Origin of the sequence: Pseudomonas sp. LD120, from assembly GCF_009861525.1 — a bacterium.
Lineage (GTDB): Bacteria > Pseudomonadota > Gammaproteobacteria > Pseudomonadales > Pseudomonadaceae > Aquipseudomonas.
In genome coordinates, this window is sequence record NZ_WVHL01000005.1 from 885,454 (window position 1) to 911,400 (window position 25,947).

A 25,947-nucleotide genomic window follows, 5' to 3' on the forward strand; every position below is an offset into this window, starting at 1 on the left:
ATTCAAGGCCGTTACCGTCAATCCGCACACGAGAAAACAGATGAGTACAGTTCTTGCCATTCACGGCAGCCCACGAGGCGAGCGCTCCCACAGTCGGCGTCTGGCCGATGACTTCCTACACGCCTGGCAACAGGCCAATCCCGAGGGAATCCTGACCCGGCGCGAAGTCGGGCGAGGTTCCTTGCCCCACGTCAGCGAAGCCTTTATCGCGGCGGCGTTTTATCCACAGCCCGAAGCCCGCCCGCTATCGATGCAGGCCGATCTGGCCTTGAGTGACGAGTTGGTGGACGAGTTGCTCGGCCACCAGCGCCTGGTGATCTCGGCGCCGATGCACAACTTCAGCGTGCCCAGCGGGATCAAGGCCTGGGTCGATCACATCGTGCGCCTGGGGCTGACTTTCAACACCCTTCAGGACAACGGCGTGGCCCAGTACCAGCCGCTGGTGCAGGGCAAGAAGGTGTTGATCGTCACCAGTCGTGGCGGCGGTGGCTTTGGCCCCGGGGGCGAGCATGAAGCGATGAATCACGCCGACCGCTGGCTGCGCACGGCCCTGGGGTTCATCGGCATCGAGGACGTAACGGTGGTCGCGGCAGAAGGCGAGGAGTCGGCGCCCGAGCGTTTCGAACCATCCTGTGCCGAGGCGCGGCAGCGTCTGTTGGCTCTGGCAACCAGCTTCTGAGGTGGCGCCATGGCCTGGATGTTCCTGCTGCTGGCGGCGGCCTTCGAAGTCACGTTCGCCATGGGCATGAAGTACGCCCAAGGCTTTACCCGGCTCTTGCCGTCGCTGCTGACGGTGGTCGCGGCGTTGGGCGGTATCTATTTCCTGACCCTGGCCATGCGCGAGTTGCCGGTGAGCGTGGCCTACCCGATCTGGACCGCCATTGGTTCACTGGGCACGGTGCTGCTGGGCTTCATGCTGCTGGGGGAAAGCCTGACGCCGGTCAAGCTGGTGTCGGTGGGCCTGATCGTGGCCGGGGTGGTGGGGCTGAAGTAGTCACTCGGGGCCGGGCTGTCATCGGTTTGTCGCCGAAGCGTCATGGGGGGTGACGATGGCCTTGGTTATGGTCTAGCTTTCAGCCAGCCCCCCTGCCTTCGCACAAGGACGTCGTATGTCCCAAGAGTTTGCCACGCGTTATCCCCTGGTACTGGTGCCTGGCATGCTCGGTTTTGTCCGTCTGCTGCTGTATCCCTACTGGTACGGCATCATCCCGGCCTTGCGCCGGGGTGGGGCCCAGGTGTTTGCGATACAGGTGTCGCCGCTCAACTCCAGCGAGGTGCGCGGCGAACAACTGCTGGCTCAGGTGCAGCGGATCATGGCCGAGACCGGTGCGCCCCGTGTCAACCTGATCGGCCACAGCCAGGGCGCGCTTACCGCCCGTTATGCGGCGGCCAAACGCCCTGATTGGGTTGCCTCCGTGACGTCGGTGGCCGGTCCCAACCACGGTTCCGAACTGGCGGATTACCTGGCGCGGCATTCGCCGGCACACAGTCTTAAGGGGCGTGTCCTGAGCTGGCTGTTGCGGGGCGTCTCGGCCTTGATGACGCTGCTGGAAACCGGCTATCGCGGGCCCAGGCTGCCGGTGGATATCCACGCTTCGCATCAGTCGCTGACCACCGCGGGCGTGGCCCTGTTCAACCGCCAATACCCTCAAGGGTTGCCGTCCACCTGGGGCGGCCAGGGCCCGGCAGAGGTCGGCGGCGTGCGCTACTACTCCTGGTCCGGCACCTTGCAGCCAGGCAAGACCAATCGCGGGCGCAATCTGTTCGACGGCACCAGCCGCAGTTGCCGCCTGTTCGCCCGCACCTTCGTCCGTGAAGCGGGGCAATGCGACGGCATGGTCGGACGCTACAGCTCGCACTTGGGGCAGGTGATCGGCGACGACTACCCCCTGGACCACTTCGATATCGTCAACCAGTCCCTGGGGTTGGTGGGCAAGGGCGCCGATCCGATCCGCCTGTTCGTCGAACATGCCCAGCGCCTCAAGGCCGCTGGGCTCTGATCCGAGTCTCGGTCCGGTGGCGCGGCGTGCGACGTTACCCCAGGTGGCGAAGGCCTTTCAGGCGACCTGAGCTTTGGCGCCCAGCACCGTGGTCCAGCGCTCCGAAAGAACCACCCCGCCCAAGGTCAGCACGCCGCCCACCAGATGGAACCAGGCCAGTTGCTCGTGCAGCACCACGGCGGCAATCAGCGCGGTGATCAACGGCAGCAGGTTGAAGAACAGCGTGGTCCGGCTCGGCCCCAGGCGCACCACCGCCTGCATCCAGGCCAGGGGCGCGAGCATCGAGGCCAGCAGGCAGGCATACAGCACCAGCGGAATGTTCTGCAGGGTCGGGCCTACCTTTGGCGAAGCCAGGAACAACGGTAGCAATACCACCACCGCCACCAGCACCTGCAGGTACAACAGCACCAGCGGCGGCAGGCGCAGCTGCCATTTTTTCAGCAGGGTGCTGTAGATGGCGTAGGCCAGGGTGGCAATCAGCATCATCGCATCACCCAGGTTGACCCCGTGCTGCAGCAGCGCAGCGAGGCTGCCGGAAGACACCACCACCAGCACCCCGGCAAACGACAGCACTGCGCCCACCAGGGCTCCGGCGGTCAGGCGCTGGCCGAGGCTGACGATGGCCATGGCCAGGGACATCAGCGGCATCAGGGACAGAATGATGCCCATGTTGGTGGCCGAGGTCAGGGTCGCGGCGAAGTAGGCCAGGCTCTGATACACCGCCATGCCCAGCACCCCGAGGATGGAGATCCGCCAAAGGTTCGGGCGGATCAGCGGCCAGTGGCGCAGCACCGGCTTGAGCATGAACGGAGTGAACAGCAGGCCGGCCAGCAGCCAGCGATAGAAACCGATCTCCGCGGGGAAGATCGCGCCCACGGCGAGTTTGTTGACCACGGTGTTGCCGGCCCAGATAAAGATGGCCAGCAGGGGGTAAGCGTATTGCATGGAAACAACCAGAAAATGTGTGAGGGCCGATTATCCGCCTGTCCGGATCAATGCCTATACTGCGAACCGGACAACCCGCCCCGACATCCGGACAGCATGAGCAAAAAACACATCGATCTCCTGGATTTCCACGGCCTGCCAGCGCCGGTGTATTTCCGTTATGCCGATTTCGCGGCCCACAGCCATGCCCTGGAGCACCGCCATCCCTGGGGCTGCCTGGAATACTCGGCCCACGGCGTGATGCACATGGACATTGCCGGCCAGCGCTTCATGTCGCCGCCGCAGTACGCGGTCTGGGTGCCACCGCAGACGCCCCACAGCTTCTACACCTCGCAACCGATCAACTACCGAGCGGTGCTGCTGGCGCCGGAACTGTGCACAGACCTGCCGGAGCAGGGCAGTACGCTGGCCATCAGCGAAATCCTCAAGGCGATCCTCAAGGACTTCGCCGCCCGGGATGTGCAGATCCCCGAGGGCGAGGCCGACCAGCGCCTGGCCCAAGTGGCCCTGGACCAACTGCGTCAGGCCCCAGCACATAAAGGCTACCTGCCCTATGCCCGCCACCCCGAGCTGCTGCGGGTGCTGCAAGCCCTGCAGGCCGATCCCGGCAACAACCAGCCCCTGGCCCACTGGGCACAACAGGCCCATGTCAGCGAACGGACCCTGGCCCGGCAATTCGTTCGCGAACTGGGCATGAGCTTTGGCGAGTGGCGCCAGCGCCAGCGCTTTCTCGCCGCGATCGAAGCCCTGGACAGCCCGCGCAGCGTCCAGGAAATCGCTTTCGACATGGGTTACAGCAGTGCCTCGGCATTCATCGCCATGTTCCAGCGCCAGGCCGCCTGCACCCCCGAGCAGTACCGCCGGGCCGGCCTGCAGAACAGATGAAGGTGTAACAAGCTTTGTCTACACTGCGCACAAGGCCGTGCCCGTCGGCGCGGTGACCAGGAGAAAACTCCATGAAGATGTTGCGTATTCCGTTGTTGATGCTGGGCCTGCTGCTGTGTTCCCAGGGGTTTGCCGCCACCGCCCAGCAGAACAAGATGACCAGCTGTAACGCCGAAGCCAGCGCCAAGAGCCTCAAGGGCGACGAGCGCAAGGCCTTCATGAGCACCTGCCTCAAGGCCGCCCCGGCCACACCTCAAGAAAGAATGAAGAGCTGCAACGCCGATGCCACCGCCAAGGCCCTCAAGGGCGATGCGCGCAAGGCGTTCATGAGTGATTGCCTGAAGAAGAAATAGCCCCTGTCGATAGCGTCACTGCGCCTCCCCGTACTGTCTTGGGGGAGGCTCATCTCCCGCGCGTCTCGTTGCTCGCGGCTGCTTTTCTCAGCCGTATTTCATCATTCTGTTTATGATTTCTTGCGCTTCGTCCGAAGCGAGGAGGTGGACGTTCGACGCCTTGATGGAGGGCCATCGCCTGGCGCTGGCCAGCAATTGCATAGGGAAGTGACGGTGAAAAGAGTTCTGTGGGTTCTGCTGTGTTGTGTTCTTGCGGGGTGTGCTTCTGCTCCTCGTCAAAAAAGCCAGGATGAGGTCCTCTCTGACGTGGCGTCAGCTATACAACAGGGCCGCGATGGCTCCCCGCAATTCCAGGATGCCTTGCCGCTCGCCGTTACCCGGATCAACAGTCACGGCGTGCTTCCCGATCGCCTGATGATCGTGGCGGGGGGCGGCATGGAGCGCTTTGGCATGCGCGACATGTTCCGCATGGTGTCTGCAGAGCTGAATAGAAAGCTGGTGATATTCGGCGCCAACCCGGCATTGGACAAGGCGATTGTCGGCGGCGCGCTGAGTGATCAGCAGTTTCCTCGGGTCTGGGTGTTCTTTGTCGGCGAGCCGGCGCAAGAGCAGGAAATGCAGGCCATCGTCGAAGCGGCGGGGAGCAAGTATTCGTTTATCAGCAAATACCAGGAATGAGCCTGATGACTCTGGCCATGAGCATGCGCCGCGCTATCGAGCGCGCACTGGCAGGCGGACTTCTGCTGATCATCAGCGGCTGCATGACGCCGCCCCTGGTCTACGAAAATGAACGCTTCGACAACCGCATGCTGTGCACAGAGGGCGTGAAGCGGGTCTCCCTGATGCAGCGATATTCCTTCGACCTGCCCGGGCCTTATCGGCATGCCAAATGCGCAACCGTTACCGGAGGGTTTTATTATGAAAAGGCCAGTGACTCACTGTCAGTGGGAACTTCCGGGTCCTTTTCCTATGGCGACACCCAGGTGACGGCGTCCGGGCTCTATATGCGGGTCGACAGCTTTCTCGATGGTCAAGGCGTGGGGCTGCTCTACCCGAAGCCGGCCTTTCTTGATGATTTGCTGGCCAGGCAGGCGTTGCCTTCCTATCACGGCGTCAAGCCCAGCAGCATCGACTGGGTGAGCATGCAGGGGCACTCATGTCTACGCATCTACGAGCGTTGGGAGGGGCGCGCGGTTGGTATCTTCGAGGATGAGGTCAAGTACTGGTGCTGGGAACAGGAGAGCGGCCTGCAACAACCCTTCTATGTGCATGCCGGGCAGCGCCTGCCCCTTGGGAGCAAGGGCTACGACCTGGATCAGGTGTTTATCCTGCCGTGGTTCCAGAGCCTGAAGATCAACCCCCTGCCAGAGCCGGTGCTGGCCAAGGCCCGAGCCGGTATTCAAAAGGCGTGTGCCCATATCAAGTCGCGCTACGACCAGAACCTGAGATGGGGCGATGACTATCCCGACAAGCGCCTGACCCTGACCCGCCTGCACTACTGCGGCTACGACGTCCCGCTGCCCGACCTTTCAGCCCCGCTGCCTCAGGCCAAAGGCGACTGAAGCTTCGCCTGTCACAAGACTCAAGTACCCATGTAAGCCCATGCCTTTGGGGCGCCTGCCACTATTCCTCAGGGGTGAAGGCTGGCAGACTGCCGGTCTTTTCCCCGCTGTTTGTCTTGAGGCTATATGCCAGCGTTTTCGCAGCGTCATCTGTTGTTTATCAGTTGGATCATCATCTTTGGCGGCTTGCTGCTGGTTTTACCGTTACGGCTGTTGCCCAGCCTGCTGGCGGGGCTGTTGGTGTTCGAGCTGGTCAACATGCTCACTCCGCAATTGCAGCGGCTGATCGAGGGCCGACGTGCGCGCTGGCTGGCGGTGGCGCTGCTGGGCACGCTGGTGGTCAGTCTGTTGACGTTGCTGTTCGCCGGGGCTTTCAGTTTTCTGTTGCATGAAGCGGAGAACCCCGGCGCTTCGCTGGGCAAGTTCATGGTGGTGGTGGACAAGGCCCGCGGCCAGTTGCCGCCGTTCCTCGATTCCTACCTGCCGGCCAGCGCTGCGGAGTTCCAGGCCGCCATCGGCGCCTGGGCGAGCAAGCACCTGAGCGAGTTGCAACTGGTGGGCAAGGACGCGGCGCACATGTTCGTGACCTTGCTCATTGGCATGGTCCTGGGGGCGATCATCGCCTTGCAGCGCATCCCCGACCTGACCAAGCGCAAGCCATTGGCAGCAGCGCTGTTCGATCGCCTGCACCTGCTGGTCCAGGCGTTTCGCAACATCGTCTTCGCCCAGATCAAGATTTCCCTGCTCAACACTTTCTTCACCGGGATCTTTTTGGCGCTGGTCCTGCCACTGTTCGGGGTCAAGCTGCCGCTGACCAAGACCTTGATCGTGCTGACCTTCCTGTTGGGCCTGTTGCCGGTGATCGGCAACCTGATCTCCAACACCCTGATCACCATCGTCGGGCTGTCGCTGTCGATCTGGGTGGCGGTGGCGGCGCTGGGCTACCTGATCTTTATCCACAAGCTGGAATACTTCCTCAACGCGCGGATCGTCGGTGGGCAGATCAGTGCCAAGTCCTGGGAACTGCTCCTGGCGATGCTGGTATTCGAGGCTGCCTTCGGCCTGCCCGGGGTAGTGGCGGGGCCGATCTACTACGCCTACCTGAAGAGCGAGTTGAAGCTGGCGGGGCTGGTCTGAGTCTGGTCGGGCCTCAACTGCGCTCAGCATCCTTATAGGTCACCGCCTTCAGGCGATCGAGGCCTGAGCCGATATGGAACGAGAACGGTCGGCCAAGGTGCTCGATCTTCTTCGAACATTCGCGGGTCCAGGTGCCTTGGCGGTTGTCGGCGCTGAAGTCGGCAGCCAGCAGTTGCTCGCCCAGCGTGCCGATTTCAATCGACAATTGCAGCTCGCTGCGCAGCAGGTCGTTTTGAACCTGCTCTTCGCTCCACAGGCGAATCTCGCCTTGGCTCATGCGCTCGCGCAGTTGGGCGTCCCTGACGTGCATCAGGGCAGGCAGGGTTTGCCTTCTGAGGTTCTGAGCACGGTAATTGAGGTAGACATGCTCGGGTGACTGCTCGGGGATCTGGCGCACGCTCACCGCATTGAAGGGCAGTTCGCCGTTCAATTGCCCCTTGATGGCGCAGACGATCTGGACCGGGACCGCGTTTTTGTTGTACAGGCTCAATGCCCGGTCGAGCAGTTGGTAGCGCGCCGCAAGCTGCACCTCTGGGGTGATGGCCAGTTCCAGGGGGAACGGCTGCGGGCTGGCAGCCCCGGGCTGGGCTTGGAGTGTCAGGTCAATGACCATGCTGCTGGCCGCACGGGCCTTGAGGATGTCGTCAAACACCGCACGCAGGGCCGCTCGCTGTTCAGGGGGCAACTCGCCGTTGATCGCCAGGTGGATCACCCGGGGGTCTTGTGCGTCCAGTTCCAGCTCGATCTTTTCCGCGGCGATGCCGTGGGCGCGCAACGCCTCTTCCAGCAAGGTACTGACGCGGGTGTAGACCTGCCGGCCCCGATCGCCCACGGCTTGCTCGAAGTGCAGGTCCATGAAGTCTTCCTGGCAGCCGGTCAGCAGCAGGGCGGTCAGCAGGGGTAACAGCTTGCACAGGTTCATCGTTTCGGCTCCTTGCGAAAATTATCCCCATCCCGGTGGGGCGAAAGTCGGGCGTGGGTGCTTAGCCGTAGCGCTTCTTGGCTTCAATCGCCAGACCGCTGCCGATACTGCCGAAGATGTTGCCTTCCACATGGCGGGCGTTGGGCAGCATGGCCGCCACGCGCTGGCGCAACGCTGGAATACCGCTGGAACCACCGGTGAAGAACACCGTATCGACCTGACCCACACCGACATTGGCGTCGCTCAACAATTGGCTGACGCTGGTGCGGATGCGTTCGAGCAGGCCGTCGATGGAGGATTCGAACAGCGCCCGGCTGAGGTCGACACTCAGCTCGCGCTCGATGCGGTCCAGGGCCACCAGGCGGCTTTCGGCGTAGGTCAGCTGGATCTTGGTTTCTTCCACTTCCATGGCCAGCCAGTGCCCGGCGCGCTGTTCGATCAGCTTGAACAGGCGATCGATGCCACCGGTGTCTTCGATGTCGTAGCGCATGCTGCCCAGGGCCAATTGGGACTTTTGCGAGTACACCGAGTTGATGGTGTGCCAGGTCGCCAGGTTCATGTGATGGCTGGTGGGCATGTAGGCGCCGCTCTTCATCCGGCTGCCGTAGCCGAACAGCGGCATCACGCCGGCCAGCGAAAGTTGCTTGTCGAAGTCGGTGCCGCCGACGTGCACGCCACCGGTGGCGAGGATGTCGTCATGGCGGTTGTCGACGCCCCGGCGCTCGGGGGACAGGCGCACCAGGGAGAAGTCCGAGGTACCACCGCCGATGTCGACGATCAGCACCAGTTCCTCGCGTTCGATGGTGGATTCGTAGTCGAAGGCCGCGGCGATGGGTTCGTACTGGAAGGACACGTCCTTGAAGCCGATCTTGCGCGCCACGTCCACCAGGGTGTCTTCGGCTTCCTGGTCGGCGGCGGCGTCGTCATCGACGAAAAACACCGGACGGCCCAGCACCACTTGCTCGAATTCGCGACCGGCGGTGGCTTCGGCGCGGCTTTTCAGCTGGCCGATGAACAGCCCCAAGAGGTCCTTGAACGGCATCGCGGTGCCCAGCACGCTGGTGTCGTGCTTGATCAGCTTGGAGCCCAGCAGGCTTTTCAGCGAGCGCATCAGCCGGCCTTCGTAGCCTTCCAGGTATTCATGCAACGCCAGGCGGCCATACACCGGACGGCGTTCCTCGATGTTGAAGAACACCACCGAAGGCAGGGTGATCTTGTCGTCCTCCAGGGCGATCAGTGTCTCCTCGCCGGGGCGCAGCCAGCCGACGGTGGAGTTGGAGGTACCGAAGTCAATGCCGCAGGCACGGGCCGGGGTGGCGTTGTTCATGTCTTTGGGTCCGGTGAAAAAAACGGCCGCGCAGCGTACGCCAGTCCTCGACCGTTGCAAAGGCCGACGATCAGCTAAATCGCCACCTGTTGTGCCTTGAAAGACTATCCTTGACCCCCAAACTTGCAGGCATGGGCCGGGCAGCCACCAGGGGTCGCAAGATCCGCCCAAGGCTGCCGATAAACTTCTGATGCGCCGTTCAGTCAGAGAATTGAGATTGATCAATTCTCATGCTGCCAGACCGAGCATGCTGTGCTGCACGCCGCGCGACTTTGATAACGGATGGTGACTCCCTCGATGGACTTCAAAGACTATTACAAGATTCTCGGCGTGGAGCCGACAGCGGACGACAAGGCGATCAAGGCCGCCTATCGCAAGCTGGCGCGCAAATACCACCCTGACGTCAGTAAGGAAAAGGATGCCGAGGCCAAGTTCAAGGATGCCTCGGAAGCCTATGAAGCGCTGAAAAGCGCCGACAAACGCGCCGAGTACGATGACCTGCGCAAATACGGCCAGCATGGCCAGCCGTTCCAGGGGCCGCCGGGCTGGCAGAGCCGTGGTGGCTTTGGTGACGGTGACAGCGGGGATTTCTCGGACTTCTTCAGCTCGATCTTTGGTAACCGGGGGGCAGGATTTGGCGGCCCGGAGCAGCGCCGCAGCAGTGGCCGTCGTGGACAGGATGTAGAAATGGAACTGCCGATTTTTCTTGAAGAAACTCTGTCGACCGAGTCGAAGAAAATCAGCTTCCAGGTGCCGCAATACAACGCCGCCGGTCAGCACGTCAGCAACACCAGCAAAAGCCTGAACGTGAAGATCCCGGCGGGTGTCAGCGACGGCGAGCGTATCCGCCTTAAAGGCCAGGGCGCGCCGGGCGTGGGTGGCGGCGCCAATGGCGACCTGTACCTGACCATACGTTTTGCGCCTCATCCGAAGTTCGATGTGGAGGGCGAGAACCTGATCATCACCCTGCCGTTGGCTCCCTGGGAGCTGGCGTTGGGGACCGAGGTCGCCGTACCGACCCTGACCGGCAAGATCAACCTCAAGGTCCCGGCCGGCAGTCAGAACGGCCAGCGCATGCGCGCCAAGGGCCACGGCTTGCTCAACAAGGCTGGCCAGCGCGGCTACCTGTTCGTACAGCTCAAGGCCGTGATGCCCAAGCAGGCCAGCGATGACGTCAAGGCGCTGTGGCAGGAACTGGCGAAGAAGGCTGCGTTCGACCCTCGGGAACATTTCTGATTCGACACTAGGAGGCGCTGATCATGAGCACCCTGATCGTTCAGCTGGACATGGAAGAATTCTGTGAAGTGGCCGATTTGTCGGCGGCCTACGTGATCGAAATCGTCGAACACGGGATCCTCGAACCTCAGGGCGCAGAGCCCCAGGATTGGCGATTCAGCGATCATGAACTGTCCCTGGCCAAGCGCGCGGCGAAGTTGCGCCGCGACCTGGATCTGGAGTGGGAAGGCGTCGCTCTGGCGCTGGAACTGCTGGACGAGGTACGGCAACTGCGGGCGGAGAACCAGATGCTCCGCCAGCGCCTGGGCCGCCTGCTGCTGGACTGATGACCTGTAGCCGCTGCCGAGCGCGAGCGAGGCTGCGGCCGGGCGTGCAGCGGCCGTAAAAACAGGCAACTGCGGGGTGTCAGGAACAGCAGGTTGCGAGGACTGCGTCCTCGTGCGCAGCTTCGCTGGCGCTCAGCAGCGGCTACAAAGAGCGCTAGCGTTTGTAACGTGCCTCAGGCGCGGGAGACCCGCGGCAGGGTGACGGTGAAGGTCGTGCCGTCGCTCTCGCTTGAGCTGACTTCGATGCTGCCCTGGTGGGCAACCACCACTTCCCTGACGATGAATAACCCCAAACCCAGGCTGGTGCTGTTGTTGCCCAGTTCTTCATCGGCGCTGCGCACCAAGGGATCGAACAGCGTGCCCAGGGCTTCCCGGGGAATCGGTGCGCCGTAGTTGTGGATGGTCAGTAACACCTGCTCGACACCGCCGGTGATGGTTACGGTCACGGTGCGGCGGTCGCTGCCGTGTTGCAACGCGTTGCCGATCAGGTTCTGCAGCATCTGCTCGATGCGTCCGCGGTCCCAAATGCCGTGGCTGTCACCCTCGACGCTGAGCATCGGCGTGCAATCGGGTTGTCCGGCGCAGGCTTCGTCCATCGCCGCTTTGGCGGCGCTGCTCAGGTCCATGGGTGCAGGATCGATGGGCAGGCCGTTGCCCAGGCGGCTGCGGACGAACTCCAGCAAGTCATTGACCATGGCGCCCATGTGCCGGGTGCCGCTTTTGATGCGCGAAACGAAGGCCTGGGCATCGGCATCCAGCGCCACTTTGCGCGCCAGCAGGTCGGTGGACATGCTCACCGCCTGCAACGGCGCCCGCAGGTCGTGGCCGAGGATCGCCAGGAAGATGTCTCGCGAGCGGCTGACCTGCTCGGCATAGGCGGCCGTGGACTCGGCCAGGGCTTCGTCGATGGCTTCGTTGAAGCGGATCATGTCTTGCAGGTGTTCCAGGTTCGGCGCGATCAGGCTGGCGACCCACAGACGGATCACGCAGGCCCGCAGGTGGCGGAACTCCGAGGTCATCTGCACCAGGTCAAAACCGACGTTATGACGCAGTTCGCCGTGGCTGGCAGCCGCGGCATCCAGGCTGGGGCTTTTTTCCGGGCCGGCGCCCTTGGCTTTGGCCGCTTGTTCGCCAGGGCTCTGGCTGGTGCGCATGTCGCGGGCAGCGGCCAACAGGATGGACTTGGCATGGTCGCGCAGGTCGCTGCGGGTCATGGTCTTGGCTTCGGGGGCCAAGGTTCTGGCGAATTGCTCCCATTCATCAATGATTCGATCAACGTGTTGCACGATGAAGTCGGACAGGCGCATAGCCGGGCACCTTAATGGGCAGAGAGTGAAAAAACGAGACGCATCTTAGCGCCTTATCGGCCGTTTCAACACTGATCCGCCCGGTGCCGCGAGTGCTTAAAACAGGAAATAGCGCTGGGCCATGGGCAGCACGTCCGCCGGTTCGCACCACAGCAGCACGCCATCGGCCTTGACCTGATACGTCTGTGGATCGACCTCGATGTTCGGCAGGTAGTCATTGTGGATCAGGTCGCTCTTTTGCACGGTGCGACAGCCCTTGACCACGGCGATGCGCTTCTTCAGCCCCAATTGTTCCGGTATTCCGGCCTCCAGCGCCGCCTGGCTGATAAAGGTCAGGCTGGTGGCGTGGCGGCTGCCGCCAAAGCTTGCGAACATCGGCCGGTAATGCACCGGTTGCGGGGTCGGGATCGAGGCATTGGCGTCGCCCATCAGGCTCGCGGCAATGGCCCCGCCCTTGAGGATCAGGGTCGGCTTGACCCCGAAAAAGGCCGGGCGCCAGAGCACCAGGTCGGCCCACTTGCCCACTTCGATAGAGCCCACCTCATGGCTGATGCCGTGGGTGATGGCCGGGTTGATGGTGTACTTGGCGATGTAGCGCTTGACCCGGAAGTTGCTGTTGCCCGGGCCGTCGCCCGGCAGCGGACCGCGCTGGCGGTGCATCTTGTCGGCGGTTTGCCAGGTGCGGGTCACCACTTCGCCGACCCGGCCCATGGCCTGGCTGTCGGAGCTGATCATCGAGAACGCGCCCAGGTCGTGGAGGATGTCCTCGGCGGCGATGGTCTCGCGGCGGATGCGGCTCTCGGCAAAAGCCACGTCCTCGGCGATGCTCGGGTCCAGGTGGTGGCAGACCATGAGCATGTCCAGGTGCTCGTCGATGGTGTTGCGGGTGAAGGGCCGGGTCGGGTTGGTGGAGCTGGGCAGCACGTTGGAAAACCCGCAGGCCTTGATGATGTCCGGGGCATGGCCGCCGCCGGCGCCTTCGGTGTGGTAGGTGTGGATGGTCCGGCCCTTGAAGGCGCCGAGGGTGGTTTCGACGAAGCCCGACTCGTTGAGGGTGTCGGTGTGGATCGCCACTTGCACGTCAAACTCATCGGCCACGCTCAGGCAGTTGTCGATGCTGGCCGGGGTGCTGCCCCAGTCCTCGTGCAGCTTGAGGCCGATGGCCCCCGCCTTGACCTGCTCGATCAAGGGCTCGGGCAGGCTCGCATTGCCCTTGCCGGTAAAGCCGATGTTCATCGGGAAGGCATCCGCGGCCTGGAGCATGCGCGCCATGTGCCAGGGCCCCGAGGTGCAGGTGGTGGCGTTGGTCCCGGTGGCCGGCCCGGTGCCGCCGCCGATCATGGTGGTGACCCCGCTCATCAGCGCCTCTTCGATCTGCTGCGGGCAGATGAAGTGGATATGGGTGTCGATGCCGCCGGCGGTGAGGATCATGCCTTCACCGGCGATGACCTCGGTGCTGGCGCCGATGGCGATGGTCACATCGGGCTGGATATCCGGGTTGCCGGCCTTGCCGATGGCGGCGATGCGCCCATCCTTCAAACCGACATCAGCCTTGACGATGCCCCAGTGATCGATGATCAGCGCGTTGGTGATCAGGGTGTCCACCACATCGCACGCCAGCAGTTGGCTCTGGCCCATGCCATCGCGAATCACTTTGCCGCCACCGAACTTCACTTCTTCACCGTAGGTGGTGAAGTCCTGCTCCACTTCGATCCACAGCTCGGTGTCGGCCAGCCGTACCTTGTCGCCCACTGTAGGGCCGAACATGTCGGCGTAGGCCTCACGGGAAATGCGCATTCCTTGTTCCTCGGCAATGAGTGGCAAGCTTCAGGCTGCCAGCTGCAAGAAAAATCAAAAGACATCGATAGCGCTTCAAGCCGCTGTTGCTTGCCGCTTGAAGCTTGCCACTGGGCGCTGGGCTCAGAGGTCGCCCATGATGCGTCCGGCAAAACCGAACACCCGGCGCTTGCCGGCCAGTTCCACCAGTTCCACTTCCCGGGTCTGTCCCGGTTCGAAGCGCACGGCGGTGCCGGCGGCGATGTTCAGGCGCATGCCGCGACTGGCGGCGCGGTCGAAGGTCAGGGCGTCGTTGGTTTCGAAAAAGTGATAGTGGGAGCCGACCTGGATCGGCCGGTCGCCACTGTTGGCCACGCTGAGGGTCAAGGTGCGGCGCCCGGCATTGAGTTCGATCTCGCCGGGCTGGATCTGGTATTGGCCAGGAATCATAGGGGCTGTCCCAATGTCTTGAAGTAGATGGCGGTGGGGCTGTAGCTGCCGTCCGGGCTCTGACAGTAGTTGGGCAACTCGCCGACCCGGGTGTAACCCTGGGAGCGATAAAACGCCTCAGCCGCCGAGCCGGCCTCGGTGTCCAGGTACAGCAGGCCGCGCTTGTGCTGGCGGGCGGCCTGTTCCAGGGCCGTCATCAGTTGCTGGCCCAGGCCGCGACGCCGAGCGCTGTGCAGCACCTGGAGCTTGTGCACCTCGGCGCGGTTGCGTCCGTTGGCCTTCATGCACAGCGCCAGTTGCACGCTGGCCAGGACCTGCTCATCGTCAACCACCACCCACAGCAGCAGGCTGCCGTCTTCGACCCCGGCCTGCACGCTGCTGAGGTAGGCCCGGGCCTGGCGGTCGTCGAGGTCGGCCATGAAACCGATGGACGCGCCGTGCTGCACCGAGTCCAACAACAAGTTGATCAGTCCCTGACGGTAATGGGCAAAGCTTTCTCCATGCACGAGTCGCAGTTGGGCGGCGTTCATCGGGCGGTCACTCCTGGTGAGGGGCGGGCGGTTGCGCCCCCGGGTTGAGAGTCAGTTGCATGAAGGTCAGGTCCAGCCAGCGGCCGAACTTGGTGCCCACCTGGGGCATTTGCCCGGTGCTGATAAAACCCAGGCGTTCATGCAGATGGATCGAGGCGCTGTTGGCGCTTTCGATGGCGGCCACCATCACGTGCTTGTCGCAGTCGCGAGCACGCTCCAGCAGCACGTGCATCAACCGTGGACCCAGGCCGTTGCCGCGCTGGTCGCGGCGGACATAGACCGAATGTTCCACGGTGTGGCGAAAGCCGTCGAAGGGTCGCCAGTCGCCGAAGGAAGCGTAGCCGAGCACCTGCTCCTCGGCGTCGACGATCACCAGGATCGGGTAGCCCTGGCTCTGGCGCGCGCTGAACCAGGCCTGGCGGTTGCCCAGGTCCACCGGGGTGTCGTTCCAGATCGCCGTGGTATTGACCACGGCGTCGTTGTAGATGTCGCGGATCGCCGGCAGGTCGGCGTGCAGTGCGTCGCGGATGCGATAAGTCATGGCACGGCCTCAGGCGATGGGTTGGTGGACGGTGACCAGTTTGGTGCCGTCGGGGAAGGTGGCCTCGACCTGGATCTCCGGGATCATCTCCGGGATGCCTTCCATCACCTGTTCACGGCTCAGCAGGGTGGTGCCGTAGTGCATCAGTTCAGCCACGGTCTGGCCATCCCGGGCGCCTTCGAGCAGCGCCGCGGAAATAAAGGCCATGGCCTCCGGGTAGTTGAGCTTGAGGCCGCGAGCCAGTCGCCGCTCGGCCACCAGGCCGGCGGTGAAGATCAGCAGCTTGTCTTTTTCGCGTGGGGTCAGGTCCATCGTGATCAGTCCGTTGTTGGGCAGTTAAAAAGGGCAGCTTCAGGTATTCCAGATCCTCGGTGGCACGGCCTCGCGGCCCAGCAACGCCGGGCGCAGCAGGCGCCACAGGTCGATCAGCCAGGCCCGGGCCAGCAGGGCTTCGCTGGCCAGGCAGCGGGCCACCAGCAGCCCTGGCAGTTGGCTCAGGTCGCCGCGTACCGGGTGTTCCAGGGCGCGGCAGCGCTCCAGCAGTGAACGGTCGATTTCGCCGGTGACCAGCAGGGTGGCGAACACCGGCTGGCCGTCCAGGCCGATGGGCGAATCCAGCAGGCCGTCGCCGCCGCTGATGCGCTGGCGCTCATGCCACAGCGGCCGGCCGTCGCGGCGTATGTCCAAGCGGGCCTGGACGTGTCCGTGCTCAAAATGCTCGCCACTGGCCGGGCGACCGAGTGCGACGATGTCCCAGTAGAACAGCCGGGCATCGCCTTGCAGGTCGATCCGGGTGGTCAGTTCGGCCTGGGCGGCGCTGAACACGATGGTCTCCTGGGGCAGCCACTCCAGGGTCGCCCCCGGCGCCACTTGCAGGTCCAGGATCTGGCTGGCGGGACCGCTGGCGCGATACCACTTGGCGGCCCCGGGGCTGGTCAACTGGGCCCAGGCGCCGTGCTCGACGCGGGCCTTGATGGCCAGCCGGTCGCCGCCGGCGATGCCGCCGGGCGGGTGGACGATGATGTGCTGGCACACCTCGGGGCCTTCTGCATACAGGTGCTTCTGCACCCGCAGCGGGCCCAGGTGGCGACGCAGCACCGGGCGCGTGCTGGCGCCGAAACGGGCATAGGCCAGTTCCAGCTCGGCGTGCCAGCTGGGGGTGAACAAGGCGGTGGCGGCAGGTGAGTTCATGCTGGGTCGTTATCGTTAGGAGGCTACAGATTAGATCGTAACCAGGCCGCGTACACCGTCGGCCTGCATATTTTCGCCACGGCCCTGCTGGATGATTTCGCCCCGGGACATCACCAGGTACTGGTCGGCCAGTTCGGCGGCAAAATCGTAGAACTGCTCCACCAGCACAATCGCCATGTCGCCGCGTTCCGCGAGTTTTTTGATCACCGCGCCGATCTCCTTGATCACCGAGGGCTGGATGCCTTCGGTGGGCTCGTCGAGAATCAGCAGGCGCGGGCGACTGGCCAGGGCCCGGCCGATGGCCAGCTGTTGCTGCTGGCCGCCGGACAGGTCACCGCCACGGCGCTGCTTCATCTGCAACAGCACCGGGAACAGTTCGTAGATAAAGGCTGGCACGTGCTTGGCCTCCTTCGCGCCGAAACGCGAAAGCCCCATCAGCAGGTTTTCTTCCACCGTCAGGCGGCCGAAAATTTCCCGGCCCTGGGGCACGTAGGCGATTCCGGCGTGGACCCTCTGGTGCGGCTTGAAGCCGGTGATGGCTTGGCCTTCCCAGTTGACCGCGCCTTCCTTGACCGGCAGCAGACCCATCAGGCATTTGAGCAGGGTGGTCTTGCCCACGCCGTTGCGCCCGAGCAGGCAGGTCACTTCGCCTACCTGCGCCTCGAAGCTCAGGCCCCGGAGGATGTGGCTACCGCCGTAGTACTGGTGCAACTGGTCGACTTGCAGCATGTTCGGATTCCTTCAAAAAACCTGTGGCCGCTGCCGCAGCCTGCGACAAGGTCCACAGGACCTTCATGGGCCTTGCAGAGCACGTCCTCTTCGAGGCTGATCGCAGCCTGCGGCAGCGGCTACAAAGGTGGTTGGTTGGGTCAGCGACCGAGGTACACCTCGATCACCCGCTCGTTTTCCTGCACCTGTTCCAGCGACCCTTCGGCCAGCACGCTGCCCTGGTGCAGCACGGTGACGTGGTCGGCAATCGAGCCGACAAAGCCCATGTCGTGCTCCACCACCATCAGCGAGTGCTTGCCGGCCAGGCTCTTGAACAGCTCGGCGGTGAACTCGGTCTCGGCGTCGGTCATGCCCGCCACCGGTTCGTCCAGCAACAGCAATTGCGGGTCTTGCATCAGCAGCATGCCGATCTCCAGGAACTGCTTCTGACCGTGGGACAGCAGGCCGGCCTGACGCTGGGCTGAGGGGCTCAGGCGAATGGTCTCCAGCACCTGGGCGATGCGGTCTTTCTGTTCGCCGCTCAGGCGCGCCCGCAGGCTGGCCCACACCGACTTGTCGGTCTTTTGCGCCAGCTCCAGGTTTTCGAACACGCTCAGGGCCTCGAACACCGTAGGTTTCTGGAACTTGCGGCCGATCCCGGCCTGGGCGATCTGCACTTCGCTCATCCGGGTCAGGTCCAGGGTTTCGCCGAACCAGGCCTTGCCCTGGGTGGGCCGGGTCTTGCCGGTGATCACGTCCATCAGGGTGGTCTTGCCGGCGCCATTGGGGCCGATGATGCAGCGCAACTCGCCGACGCCGATGTACAGGTTGAGGTCGTTGAGGGCCTTGAAACCGTCGAAGCTGACGCTGATGTCTTCAAGGGTCAGGAGGGTGCCGTGGCGAGTGTTCAGGCCCTTGCCGGCGGCGTGTCCGAGGCCGATGGCGTCGCGGCTGGCGCCGGCGTCCTTGTTGGCGTCGAGAATGGGTTCGAGCATGAAGTCCGCGGTGGCTGTGACGCTCATTGTTCACCTCGTTTCTTCAGCAGGCCGATCACGCCCTTGGGCAGGTACAGGGTCACTGCGATGAACAGCGCGCCGAGGCAGAACAGCCAGTATTCGGGGAGGGCCACGGTGAACCAGCTCTTCATGCCGTTGACCAGCCCGGCTCCCAGCAGCGGCCCGACCAGCGTGCCGCGCCCGCCCAGGGCCACCCACACCGCGGCCTCGATGGAATTGGTGGGGGACATTTCGCTGGGGTTGATGATGCCCACCTGAGGCACATACAGGGCCCCGGCCAAGCCACAGAGCACGGCGCTCAAGACCCAGACGAACAACTTGAAGCCACGCGGGTCGTAGCCGCAGAACATCAGGCGGTTCTCGGCGTCGCGCAGGGCGGTCAGCACCCGGCCGAACTTGCTCCGGGCCAGGCGCCAGCCCAGGTACAGACTGGCCACCAGCAGCAGCACCGTGGCCAGGAACAGCACCGCGCGAGTCCCGGGTTCGGTGATGCCAAAACCCAGGATGCTGCGGAAATTGGTGAAGCCGTTGTTGCCGCCAAAACCGGTCTCGTTACGGAAGAACAGCAGCATCCCGGCAAACGTCAGGGCCTGGGTCATGATCGAGAAGTACACGCCCTTGATCCGCGAGCGGAAGGCGAAGAAACCGAACACCAGCGCCAGCATCCCCGGGGCCAGCACCACCAGGCACAGGGCCCAGAGAAAGTGCTCGGTGCCGGTCCAGTACCAGGGCAACTCGTTCCACGAGAGGAAGGTCATGAACGCCGGCAAGCTGTCTCCGGCGGCCTGGCGCATCAGGTACATGCCCATGGCGTAGCCGCCCAGGGCGAAGAACAAGCCGTGGCCCAGAGACAGCAGCCCGGCATAACCCCAGACCAGGTCCAGGGCCAGGGCGACGATGGCGTAGCAGAGGATCTTGCCCACCAGGGTCAGGGTGTAGGCCGAGACCTGCAACCGGTGGTCTGCCGGCAGCAGTGACAAGAGCGGCAGGGCGATGAGCACGGCGAGCAGCAGCGCGCCCACGGCCAGGGTGGTGTTGCGCCCGGCCTTGTGCGCAAGGGTGACGGTGATGGGCTGGTTCATGAGTGATTCCCTTCCAGGCTGACCAGGGCTACCGCCAGCAGCGTGCAGGTTCGCGAATGGCGGGGCAGCGTTTCGCGAGCACGCTCGCGCCTACAAAAAGCAGCGGGCATGTTCATCAGTCGATCACCCGTCCTTTGAGTGCGAAAAGTCCTTGCGGGCGTTTCTGGATAAACAGAATGATCAGCGCCAGGATTAGGATCTTGCCGAGCACGGCGCCGATCTGCGGTTCGAGGATCTTGTTGGCGATCCCCAGGCCAAAGGCCGCCAGCACGCTGCCGGCCAGTTGCCCGACGCCGCCGAGCACCACCACCAGGAACGAGTCGATGATGTAGCTCTGGCCCAGGTCCGGGCCAACATTGCCGACCTGGCTCAGGGCCACGCCGCCCAGGCCGGCGATGCCCGAGCCCAAGCCGAAGGCGAGCATGTCCACGCGGCCGGTGGGCACCCCGCAGCAGGCGGCCATGTTGCGGTTCTGGGTCACTGCGCGCACGTTCAGGCCCAGGCGCGTCTTGTTCAGCAGCAGCCAGGTGAGTAGCACCACAAACAGCGCGAAGGCGATGATCACCAGGCGGTTGTAGGGCAGTACCAGATTGGGCAATACCTGGATGCCGCCGGAGAGCCAGGCCGGGTTCGCCACCTCGACGTTCTGTGCGCCGAACAGCAGGCGCACCACTTGGATCAGTATCAGGCTGATGCCCCAGGTGGCCAGCAGGGTTTCCAGGGGCCGGCCATAGAGATGACGGATCACCGTGCGCTCCAGGGCCATGCCAATGGCGGCGGTGACGAAGAACGCCACCGGCAGTGCCAGCAGCGGGTAGTACTCGATGGCCTGCGGGGCAAAGCGCTGGAACAGCAGCTGCACCCCATAGGTGGCGTAGGCGCCGAGCATCAGCATCTCGCCGTGGGCCATGTTGATCACTCCCAGCAGGCCGAAGGTGATGGCCAGGCCCAGGGCCGCCAGCAGCAGGATCGACCCCAGGGACAAGCCGCTGAAGGCCTGGCCGAGGACCTCACCCACCAGCAGCTTGCGCTTGACTTGGGCCAGGCTGGTTTCGGCGGCGGTGCGCACATTGGCATCGGCCTCGACCCCGGGTTGCAGCAGGCCTTCGAGGCGGGTGCGGGCCAGCGGGTCGCCGGTTTTTCCCAAAAGGCGCACGGCGGCCAGACGTACCGCCGGGTCGCTGTCCACCAGTTGCAGGTTGGCCAGGGCCAGGCTCAGGGCGGCGTGTACGCCGGGGTCGTGCTCGGCGGCCAGTCGCGCATCGAGGAATTTCAGTTGCGCCGGTTTGGCGCTTTTCTGCAATTGCCGGGCGGCGGCCAGCCGGCTCTGGGCGTCGGCGGCGAGCAGTTGGTGGCTGGCCAGGGCGCTGTCGATCAGGCCCCGCAAGCGGTTGTTCAGGCGCAGGGGCTTGGTTTCGCCGGCCGTGCTCAGTTGGCCTTGTTGCAGGGCAGTGAGCAGTTCCAGGCGCGCCGGGTCGGGCTGCGCGGCCCAGCTTTCCAGAAGCCGGGCCTGTTCGCTGGAACTGCCGGCGACGAAGTCTTCGGCGTCGCCGGCCTGGGCGGCCATGGGCAGCAGCAACAGGCAGGCGAGGATCAAACGGTAGAGGGCAGTGGGCATATCAGTGGCCTTGCGCAGAGCGTGGTTCTGTAGCCGCTGCCGCAGGCTGCGATAAGGTCCGCAGGACCTTCAAAGGCCTCAAGAGCACGTGCTCTTCGAGGCCGATCGCAGCCTGCCGCAGCTACAGGAGGTGTGCCGGGCCTGAAGGCTTGGCGTCCATCCGGCGATCAGTGGCTCTTGACCGCGTAGTCCGGCTTCTTGTCGTTGCCCGGGATGTACGGGCTCCAGGGCTGGGCACGGATCGGGCCTTCGGTCTGCCACACCACGTTGAACTGACCGTCGGGCTGAATCTCGCCGATCATCACCGGCTTGTGCAGGTGGTGGTTGGTCTTGTCCATGGTCAGGGTGTAGCCCGAGGGCGCGGCGAAGGTCTGCCCGGCCAGGGCTTCACGCACTTTGTCGACATCGGTGGACTTGGCTTTTTCCACCGCCTGGGCCCACATGTGGATGCCGACGTAAGTGGCTTCCATCGGGTCGTTGGTCACCGCCTTGTCCGCCCCCGGCAGGTTCTTGGCCTTGGCGTAGGCCTTCCAGGCGGCGACGAACTTCTGGTTCACCGGGTTCTCCACTGATTCGAAGTAGTTCCACGCCGCCAGGTTGCCCACCAGCGGCTTGGTGTCGATGCCGCGCAGTTCTTCCTCGCCCACCGAGAACGCCACCACCGGCACCTCGGTGGCCTTCAGGCCCTGGTTGGCCAGCTCCTTGTAGAAGGGCACGTTGGAGTCGCCGTTGACCGTGGAGATCACCGCGGTCTTGCCGCCGGCGGAGAACTTCTTGATGTTGGCGACGATGGTTTGATAGTCACTGTGGCCGAACGGGGTGTAGACCTCTTCGATGTCCTTGTCGGCCACGCCCTTGGCGTGCAGGAACGAACGCAGGATCTTGTTGGTGGTGCGCGGGTAGACGTAGTCGGTGCCCAGCAGGAAGAAGCGCTTGGCGCCGCCGCCGTCTTCGCTCATCAGGTACTCCACCGCCGGGATCGCCTGTTGGTTCGGCGCGGCGCCGGTGTAGAACACGTTGGGCGACATTTCTTCGCCTTCGTACTGCACCGGGTAGAACAGCAGGCCGTTGAGCTCTTCGAACACCGGCAACACCGATTTGCGCGACACCGAAGTCCAACAGCCGAACACCACCGCCACCTTGTCCTGGGTCAGCAACTGGCGGCCCTTCTCGGCGAACAGCGGCCAGTTCGAGGCCGGGTCCACCACCACCGGTTCCAAGAGCTTGCCGTTGACCCCGCCCTTGGCGTTGATCTCGTCGATGGTCATCAACGCCATGTCTTTGAGTGAGGTTTCAGAGATCGCCATGGTCCCCGACAGCGAGTGCAGGATCCCCACCTTGATGGTTTCGGCGGCCTGGACGGTCCAGGTCATGCCCATCGCGGCAATCGATGCCGACAGGGTGAAAGCCTTGAGCAAACTACGACGCTTCATTGTGCGATCTCCATGAACTTTTGATTTTTTTCAGGTGGTAGATGCGGACTTCTCAGACGCAGTGAAAACGGCGCGAGTGAAGGCAGACAAGGCAAAACAGGCGAGGAACGGCTGGGGTCGCATTCGACTTTAGGGGGCCTAAATGAGCCTTCCGATCGAACGTGCGTCCGAGCCTGGTTTTAACGCCGTGTTGCCAAACGCAGTCGTGCTCACTCCGCCTGTACTGAAGGGCTGTTTTGCAAAGGGTGTGCCGAGTCGGTGCGGGGTAGGAAAACGTCGCTTTAACGGCGACGGCGGGCCAGGTGGTGCCCCAAGACGAGGCCTGGGCAAGGGTGCGGTGCGCGGGGATGCGTCATTGTGGTGCTGGCGCAGCGCGCCAGCCTTGGCCAGCGAGGGGCTTCAATTCACACCGGGGAAGGAGTCGACGTATTTGATGGTGAAATCGGGAAAGGAGTCGACGAACTGGATCTTGTAATCGGGAAAACTGTTGACGATTTTCCACTTGCCCGGCGAGTCGGCAAAGGAGTTGACCTCCTTCACCTTCAGGTCGGGAAAGGAGTTCACCACCTTGACCTTGTAGTCGGGGAAGCTGTTGACGATCTGGATGTTGCCGTAGATTTTCGAGACCTCGACCGAGGTGCCGGCCACGGCGCCAAGTGAAGTCCCCAGTAGCAAGGCCAAGAGTGCGGTTTTAAACATGAGACTCGTCCTGAGAGATTGAAGCGCCAGATCTTAAAGCATCGGCGCCGAGTGTGGCTGCGGAGCGGCGCAGAGTTCCGCGTCTGTTGCACTGGACTCAAGGGCGCTTTCGCCGGCAAGCCGGGTTCTGCAGAGGGCGGTCAGCGGCGACGCATCAGACCGATGAAGAACACCCCGCCAATGGCGGCGGTGGCCACGCCGATGGGCAAGTCCTCGGGGGCGATCAGGGTGCGGGCGGCGACGTCGACCCAGACCAGGAAGACGCTGCCCAGCAACACGCACACCGGTAGCAAGCGGCGATGCTCGGCGCCCACCAGGCGCCGGGCAATGTGCGGCACCATCAGCCCGACAAAACCGATGGAGCCGCTGATGGACACCAGCACCCCGGTCATCAGCGAGGCGATCAGGAACACCTTCAGGCGCACGTTGCGCGCATTCAGGCCCAGGGTCACGGCGGTCTGTTCGCCGGCCATCAGGGCATTCAGCGGCCGCGCCATACCCAGCAGCAATCCCAGCCCCAGCAGCACGCTGGCGGCGGGCACCGCCAACAGTTCCCAGCGCGCCAGCCCCAGGCCGCCGAGCATCCAGAACATCACCGCGGAACTGGCCCGGTGATCGCCCATGAACAGCAGCAGGTTGGCCACCGCCATCATCACGAACGACACCGCCACCCCGCACAGCAGCAGGCGGTCGCTGTCCAGGCGGCCGTTGCGGGCGGCGATGCCCAGCACCAGGAGCATGCTCGCCAGCGCACCGATAAAGGCCGCCAGCGGCAGGGTCAACAGGCCGATGACCTGCCCCAGGTGCAGCACCACGATCACCGCGCCGAGGGTGGCGCCGGAGGTCACCCCCAGCAGGTGTGGGTCGGCCAGGGGATTGCGCGTCACCGCTTGCAGCACCGCGCCGATCAGCGCCAGCCCGGCGCCCACCAGAGCGCCGAGCAGCATGCGCGGCACACGGATCAGCCAGACGATATGCTCCTGGCCCGGGCTCCAGTCCACCTCACCCACGCCCAAGGCCTTGTGCAGCAGAATCCGCCCGACCACGTCCACTGGCACCCGCGCCGGGCCAAAGCCCAGGGACAGCACGCAGGACACCAGCAGCAGGGCGCCGAGGGTCAGCAACAGCCAGGCATAACGACGATTGATCATTCGCCGTGGAAACCCTTGGCCAGGGTTTCTACCGCCAGCACGTTGTCGATGCCTGGGGTGGCCTGCACATAGGGAATGACGATGAAGCGCCGGTTCTTGATTGCGTCCACGCCTTGCAGGGCCTGGTTGTTGAGCAGGAACTGCTGCTTCTGCTCGGCGGTGACTTCGCTGTAGTCGACGATGACGATCACCTGCGGGTTGCGCTCGACCACGGTTTCCCAATTGATCCGGGTCCAGCTGGCCTCGACGTCATCAAGGATGTTGCGTCCGCCGGCCGCGTCGATCAGCGCTTGCGGCATGCCCAGGCGGCCCGAGGTCATGGCCCGGTCTTCGCCGCTGTCATAGAGGAACACCCGGGGTGGGTCCTGGGGCAGGTCCTGGCGCACCTTGGCGACCTGCTCCTGCATCTGCGCGATCAGTGCGTTGGCGCGGTCCTGCACGTCAAAGATTTTCCCCAGGTTGCGCAGGTCGTTGTAGGTGTCCTCGAGGCTGGCCGCCGGACGCTTCATCACGAAAGCGCAGGACTCGGTCAGCTCGTAGACGTTGATCCCCAGGGGGGCCAGGGTTTGCGGGGTCAGGTCGCCGCCCACGCGCATGCCGTAGTCCCAACCGGCGAACAGGAAGTCGACGTTGGCGTTGAGCAGGGTTTCCACCGACGGGTACTTGGCCGCCAGCTCCGGCAGGCCGTCCAGCAGGGTGCTCATCTGCGGGGTCACGGCCTTCCAGCCACTGACCCCGCTGTAACCCACCATGCGCGACTTGAGCCCCAGGGCGAGCATCATCTGGGTCATGTTGATGTCATGGCTGAGGGCGTGTTGCGGCGCCTGCTTGAAGGTCACTTCGCGGTTGCAGCTGTTGAGGGTCAGCGGGTAGTGGGTGGCTGCGGCGAAGGCTTGGGCAGTGCCCAGGGACAGGGTCAGGGCGAGGCCGGAGCGGAGCAGGGAGCGCAAGGTCATGGTTGGGTGATCCAAGTGATTCGTGGGTAGCCAGACAGAGGGTGGGGGTCGATCAACGCCTCGACCCCGAACACAGTGCGCAACAGTTCGACGGTCAGCACTTCGTTGGGTGTGCCACTGGCGACGATGCGCCCGTGATCGAGGACATACAGCCGATCGCAGAAGGCCGCCGCCAGGTTCAGGTCGTGGATGCTGGCCAGGGTGCCGATGCCCAGGCGCTTGACCCGTTGCAGCAGCTCCAGTTGATAGCGCGGGTCGAGGTGGTTGGTCGGTTCGTCGAGAATCAGCAACTGCGGTTGCTGGGCCAGGGCCCGGGCCAGGATCACTCGTTGTTTTTCACCGCCGGAGAGGGTAGCGAAGGCGTGATCCTCGAAGCCCAGCAGGCCCACCGACTCCAGAGCCTCGCGGGCGATGCCTCGGTCGTCCGCGGTGTCGCCGTCGAACAGGCCCTTGTGCGGGGTGCGGCCCATGGCGACCACTTCTTCCACGGTCAGGCCAAAGGCGTCGGGGAATTCCTGGAGCACCACGGCGATGCGTTGTGCGCACCAGCGCGGTGACTGCTTCCAAACGTTGTGCTGGGCCAGTTGCACCTCGCCCTGCTGCGGTTTGCTGAAGCGGTAGGCGCAGCGCAACAGACTGGTCTTACCGCTGCCATTGGGCCCGATCAGGCCGACGAACTCACCGGCCGCCACCTGCAAGCTGGCTTCTCGCAGTTGGAACTGGTGGTGGCAATGGCCCTGGCCCAGGGGTGTCCAGGCCAGTTTGCTGAGGTTGAGCGAGGTCATGCCATGTCCGT

At 63.9% G+C, this 25,947-nt stretch carries 29 protein-coding genes; 10 read left to right on the forward strand and 19 right to left on the reverse strand.

Going from position 1 to position 25,947, the window contains the following annotated elements:
- Positions 1-40: 40 nt before the first annotated feature.
- From PLD_RS18300 to PLD_RS18310, 3 genes are all read left to right on the forward strand, one after another.
- The gene (locus PLD_RS18300; RefSeq protein ID WP_159895157.1) at positions 41-679 is read left to right on the forward strand and encodes an FMN-dependent NADH-azoreductase; all 639 of its coding nucleotides are present in this window, start codon (positions 41-43) and stop codon (positions 677-679) included.
- A gap of 9 nt (positions 680-688) precedes the next feature.
- On the forward strand, positions 689-994 hold the full coding sequence (locus PLD_RS18305; RefSeq protein ID WP_159895159.1) for a multidrug efflux SMR transporter: 306 nt from the start codon (positions 689-691) through the stop codon (positions 992-994).
- Positions 995-1,109: 115 nt separating this feature from the next.
- Complete coding sequence (locus tag PLD_RS18310; RefSeq protein WP_159895161.1) at positions 1,110-2,000, forward strand: triacylglycerol lipase; 891 nt, start codon at positions 1,110-1,112, stop codon at positions 1,998-2,000.
- 57 nt (positions 2,001-2,057) lie between these two features.
- Here PLD_RS18310 and PLD_RS18315 read toward each other — a convergent pair whose 3' ends face one another.
- Positions 2,058-2,945, reverse strand: coding sequence for a DMT family transporter (locus PLD_RS18315; RefSeq protein WP_159895163.1), 888 nt, complete (start codon positions 2,943-2,945; stop codon positions 2,058-2,060).
- A gap of 96 nt (positions 2,946-3,041) precedes the next feature.
- Between PLD_RS18315 and PLD_RS18320 the strand changes: the two genes are divergently transcribed.
- The 5 genes from PLD_RS18320 to PLD_RS18340 all read left to right on the forward strand — a co-directional run bounded on the left by PLD_RS18320 (position 3,042) and on the right by PLD_RS18340 (position 6,882).
- Complete coding sequence (locus tag PLD_RS18320; protein WP_159895165.1) at positions 3,042-3,830, forward strand: helix-turn-helix transcriptional regulator; 789 nt, start codon at positions 3,042-3,044, stop codon at positions 3,828-3,830.
- A gap of 71 nt (positions 3,831-3,901) precedes the next feature.
- Positions 3,902-4,183, forward strand: coding sequence for a PsiF family protein (locus PLD_RS18325; RefSeq protein WP_159895167.1), 282 nt, complete (start codon positions 3,902-3,904; stop codon positions 4,181-4,183).
- 306 nt (positions 4,184-4,489) lie between these two features.
- Positions 4,490-4,861: a hypothetical protein gene (locus PLD_RS18330; RefSeq protein WP_256674676.1), complete on the forward strand. Its 372-nt coding sequence runs from the start codon at positions 4,490-4,492 to the stop codon at positions 4,859-4,861.
- Positions 4,858-5,745, forward strand: a complete 888-nt coding sequence (locus PLD_RS18335; RefSeq protein WP_256674677.1) for a hypothetical protein — start codon at positions 4,858-4,860, stop codon at positions 5,743-5,745. The genes PLD_RS18330 and PLD_RS18335 overlap by 4 nt, the downstream gene beginning before the upstream one ends.
- A gap of 126 nt (positions 5,746-5,871) precedes the next feature.
- Positions 5,872-6,882, forward strand: coding sequence for an AI-2E family transporter (locus PLD_RS18340; RefSeq protein WP_159895169.1), 1,011 nt, complete (start codon positions 5,872-5,874; stop codon positions 6,880-6,882).
- Between the two features lie 13 nt (positions 6,883-6,895).
- Here the strand turns inward: PLD_RS18340 and PLD_RS18345 are convergent, their stop codons facing one another.
- Positions 6,896-7,804, reverse strand: coding sequence for a hypothetical protein (locus PLD_RS18345; RefSeq protein WP_159895171.1), 909 nt, complete (start codon positions 7,802-7,804; stop codon positions 6,896-6,898).
- Positions 7,805-7,865: 61 nt separating this feature from the next.
- Positions 7,866-9,131, reverse strand: a complete 1,266-nt coding sequence (locus tag PLD_RS18350; protein WP_159895173.1) for an Hsp70 family protein — start codon at positions 9,129-9,131, stop codon at positions 7,866-7,868.
- A gap of 297 nt (positions 9,132-9,428) precedes the next feature.
- Between PLD_RS18350 and PLD_RS18355 the strand changes: the two genes are divergently transcribed.
- Entirely contained in the window at positions 9,429-10,367 is a 939-nt protein-coding gene (locus PLD_RS18355) for a DnaJ C-terminal domain-containing protein (RefSeq protein WP_159895175.1), read from the forward strand.
- Between the two features lie 20 nt (positions 10,368-10,387).
- A complete protein-coding gene (locus PLD_RS18360; RefSeq protein WP_178116234.1) occupies positions 10,388-10,693 on the forward strand; it encodes a chaperone modulator CbpM in 306 nt (101 codons plus the stop codon).
- Positions 10,694-10,866: 173 nt separating this feature from the next.
- Here PLD_RS18360 and PLD_RS18365 read toward each other — a convergent pair whose 3' ends face one another.
- The 16 genes from PLD_RS18365 to PLD_RS18440 form a co-directional block, all read right to left on the reverse strand.
- Positions 10,867-12,000, reverse strand: a complete 1,134-nt coding sequence (locus tag PLD_RS18365; protein ID WP_159895179.1) for a sensor histidine kinase KdpD — start codon at positions 11,998-12,000, stop codon at positions 10,867-10,869.
- A gap of 96 nt (positions 12,001-12,096) precedes the next feature.
- A complete protein-coding gene (gene ureC, locus PLD_RS18370; RefSeq protein WP_159895181.1) occupies positions 12,097-13,797 on the reverse strand; it encodes an urease subunit alpha in 1,701 nt (566 codons plus the stop codon).
- 123 nt (positions 13,798-13,920) lie between these two features.
- Positions 13,921-14,226, reverse strand: a complete 306-nt coding sequence (locus tag PLD_RS18375) for an urease subunit beta (RefSeq protein ID WP_123723441.1) — start codon at positions 14,224-14,226, stop codon at positions 13,921-13,923.
- Positions 14,223-14,756, reverse strand: coding sequence for an N-acetyltransferase (locus PLD_RS18380; protein ID WP_159895183.1), 534 nt, complete (start codon positions 14,754-14,756; stop codon positions 14,223-14,225). Before PLD_RS18380 ends, PLD_RS18375 begins: the two co-directional genes overlap by 4 nt.
- A 7-nt stretch (positions 14,757-14,763) precedes the next feature.
- Positions 14,764-15,297 carry a GNAT family N-acetyltransferase gene (locus PLD_RS18385; RefSeq protein WP_159895185.1) on the reverse strand — a complete coding sequence of 178 codons (534 nt, stop codon included), beginning with the start codon at positions 15,295-15,297 and terminating at the stop codon, positions 14,764-14,766.
- A gap of 9 nt (positions 15,298-15,306) precedes the next feature.
- Positions 15,307-15,609, reverse strand: a complete 303-nt coding sequence (locus PLD_RS18390) for an urease subunit gamma (protein WP_102881974.1) — start codon at positions 15,607-15,609, stop codon at positions 15,307-15,309.
- A 39-nt stretch (positions 15,610-15,648) separates the two neighbouring features.
- Positions 15,649-16,488, reverse strand: coding sequence for an urease accessory protein UreD (locus PLD_RS18395; protein WP_159895187.1), 840 nt, complete (start codon positions 16,486-16,488; stop codon positions 15,649-15,651).
- 30 nt (positions 16,489-16,518) lie between these two features.
- Positions 16,519-17,217 (reverse strand): urea ABC transporter ATP-binding subunit UrtE, encoded by a 699-nt coding sequence (urtE, locus tag PLD_RS18400; protein WP_159895189.1) that lies wholly within the window; start codon positions 17,215-17,217, stop codon positions 16,519-16,521.
- Positions 17,218-17,357: 140 nt separating this feature from the next.
- Positions 17,358-18,218: an urea ABC transporter ATP-binding protein UrtD gene (gene urtD, locus PLD_RS18405; RefSeq protein ID WP_159895191.1), complete on the reverse strand. Its 861-nt coding sequence runs from the start codon at positions 18,216-18,218 to the stop codon at positions 17,358-17,360.
- Positions 18,215-19,294, reverse strand: a complete 1,080-nt coding sequence (urtC, locus tag PLD_RS18410; protein ID WP_159895193.1) for an urea ABC transporter permease subunit UrtC — start codon at positions 19,292-19,294, stop codon at positions 18,215-18,217. The genes urtD and urtC overlap by 4 nt, the downstream gene beginning before the upstream one ends.
- Before the next feature lie 115 nt (positions 19,295-19,409).
- Positions 19,410-20,912: an urea ABC transporter permease subunit UrtB gene (gene urtB / locus PLD_RS18415; protein WP_159895195.1), complete on the reverse strand. Its 1,503-nt coding sequence runs from the start codon at positions 20,910-20,912 to the stop codon at positions 19,410-19,412.
- Between the two features lie 167 nt (positions 20,913-21,079).
- A complete protein-coding gene (urtA, locus tag PLD_RS18420; RefSeq protein WP_159895197.1) occupies positions 21,080-22,345 on the reverse strand; it encodes an urea ABC transporter substrate-binding protein in 1,266 nt (421 codons plus the stop codon).
- A 399-nt stretch (positions 22,346-22,744) separates the two neighbouring features.
- On the reverse strand, positions 22,745-23,044 hold the full coding sequence (locus PLD_RS18425) for a hypothetical protein (RefSeq protein WP_159895199.1): 300 nt from the start codon (positions 23,042-23,044) through the stop codon (positions 22,745-22,747).
- Positions 23,045-23,184: 140 nt separating this feature from the next.
- Complete coding sequence (locus tag PLD_RS18430) at positions 23,185-24,195, reverse strand: iron ABC transporter permease (RefSeq protein ID WP_159895201.1); 1,011 nt, start codon at positions 24,193-24,195, stop codon at positions 23,185-23,187.
- Positions 24,192-25,151 carry an ABC transporter substrate-binding protein gene (locus tag PLD_RS18435; RefSeq protein ID WP_159895203.1) on the reverse strand — a complete coding sequence of 320 codons (960 nt, stop codon included), beginning with the start codon at positions 25,149-25,151 and terminating at the stop codon, positions 24,192-24,194. Before PLD_RS18435 ends, PLD_RS18430 begins: the two co-directional genes overlap by 4 nt.
- Positions 25,148-25,936, reverse strand: a complete 789-nt coding sequence (locus PLD_RS18440; protein ID WP_159895205.1) for an ABC transporter ATP-binding protein — start codon at positions 25,934-25,936, stop codon at positions 25,148-25,150. The genes PLD_RS18435 and PLD_RS18440 overlap by 4 nt, the downstream gene beginning before the upstream one ends.
- Between the last annotated feature and the right edge of the window lie 11 nt (positions 25,937-25,947).

Excerpts from the sequence above, each read along its gene's own strand:
- PLD_RS18300 (WP_159895157.1), top strand. The coding sequence starts at position 41 with ATGAGTACAGTTCTTGCCATTCACGGCAGCCCACGAGGCGAGCGCTCC.
- PLD_RS18305 (WP_159895159.1), top strand. The coding sequence starts at position 689 with ATGGCCTGGATGTTCCTGCTGCTGGCGGCGGCCTTCGAAGTCACGTTC.
- PLD_RS18310 (WP_159895161.1), top strand. The coding sequence starts at position 1,110 with ATGTCCCAAGAGTTTGCCACGCGTTATCCCCTGGTACTGGTGCCTGGC.
- PLD_RS18315 (WP_159895163.1), bottom strand. The coding sequence starts at position 2,945 with ATGCAATACGCTTACCCCCTGCTGGCCATCTTTATCTGGGCCGGCAAC.
- PLD_RS18320 (WP_159895165.1), top strand. The coding sequence starts at position 3,042 with ATGAGCAAAAAACACATCGATCTCCTGGATTTCCACGGCCTGCCAGCG.
- PLD_RS18325 (WP_159895167.1), top strand. The coding sequence starts at position 3,902 with ATGAAGATGTTGCGTATTCCGTTGTTGATGCTGGGCCTGCTGCTGTGT.
- PLD_RS18335 (WP_256674677.1), top strand. The coding sequence starts at position 4,858 with ATGAGCCTGATGACTCTGGCCATGAGCATGCGCCGCGCTATCGAGCGC.
- PLD_RS18340 (WP_159895169.1), top strand. The coding sequence starts at position 5,872 with ATGCCAGCGTTTTCGCAGCGTCATCTGTTGTTTATCAGTTGGATCATC.
- PLD_RS18345 (WP_159895171.1), bottom strand. The coding sequence starts at position 7,804 with ATGAACCTGTGCAAGCTGTTACCCCTGCTGACCGCCCTGCTGCTGACC.
- PLD_RS18350 (WP_159895173.1), bottom strand. The coding sequence starts at position 9,131 with ATGAACAACGCCACCCCGGCCCGTGCCTGCGGCATTGACTTCGGTACC.
- PLD_RS18355 (WP_159895175.1), top strand. The coding sequence starts at position 9,429 with ATGGACTTCAAAGACTATTACAAGATTCTCGGCGTGGAGCCGACAGCG.
- PLD_RS18365 (WP_159895179.1), bottom strand. The coding sequence starts at position 12,000 with ATGCGCCTGTCCGACTTCATCGTGCAACACGTTGATCGAATCATTGAT.
- ureC (WP_159895181.1), bottom strand. The coding sequence starts at position 13,797 with ATGCGCATTTCCCGTGAGGCCTACGCCGACATGTTCGGCCCTACAGTG.
- PLD_RS18375 (WP_123723441.1), bottom strand. The coding sequence starts at position 14,226 with ATGATTCCTGGCCAATACCAGATCCAGCCCGGCGAGATCGAACTCAAT.
- PLD_RS18380 (WP_159895183.1), bottom strand. The coding sequence starts at position 14,756 with ATGAACGCCGCCCAACTGCGACTCGTGCATGGAGAAAGCTTTGCCCAT.
- PLD_RS18385 (WP_159895185.1), bottom strand. The coding sequence starts at position 15,297 with ATGACTTATCGCATCCGCGACGCACTGCACGCCGACCTGCCGGCGATC.
- PLD_RS18390 (WP_102881974.1), bottom strand. The coding sequence starts at position 15,609 with ATGGACCTGACCCCACGCGAAAAAGACAAGCTGCTGATCTTCACCGCC.
- PLD_RS18395 (WP_159895187.1), bottom strand. The coding sequence starts at position 16,488 with ATGAACTCACCTGCCGCCACCGCCTTGTTCACCCCCAGCTGGCACGCC.
- urtE (WP_159895189.1), bottom strand. The coding sequence starts at position 17,217 with ATGCTGCAAGTCGACCAGTTGCACCAGTACTACGGCGGTAGCCACATC.
- urtD (WP_159895191.1), bottom strand. The coding sequence starts at position 18,218 with ATGAGCGTCACAGCCACCGCGGACTTCATGCTCGAACCCATTCTCGAC.
- urtC (WP_159895193.1), bottom strand. The coding sequence starts at position 19,294 with ATGAACCAGCCCATCACCGTCACCCTTGCGCACAAGGCCGGGCGCAAC.
- urtB (WP_159895195.1), bottom strand. The coding sequence starts at position 20,912 with ATGCCCACTGCCCTCTACCGTTTGATCCTCGCCTGCCTGTTGCTGCTG.
- urtA (WP_159895197.1), bottom strand. The coding sequence starts at position 22,345 with ATGAAGCGTCGTAGTTTGCTCAAGGCTTTCACCCTGTCGGCATCGATT.
- PLD_RS18425 (WP_159895199.1), bottom strand. The coding sequence starts at position 23,044 with ATGTTTAAAACCGCACTCTTGGCCTTGCTACTGGGGACTTCACTTGGC.
- PLD_RS18430 (WP_159895201.1), bottom strand. The coding sequence starts at position 24,195 with ATGATCAATCGTCGTTATGCCTGGCTGTTGCTGACCCTCGGCGCCCTG.
- PLD_RS18435 (WP_159895203.1), bottom strand. The coding sequence starts at position 25,151 with ATGACCTTGCGCTCCCTGCTCCGCTCCGGCCTCGCCCTGACCCTGTCC.
- PLD_RS18440 (WP_159895205.1), bottom strand. The coding sequence starts at position 25,936 with ATGACCTCGCTCAACCTCAGCAAACTGGCCTGGACACCCCTGGGCCAG.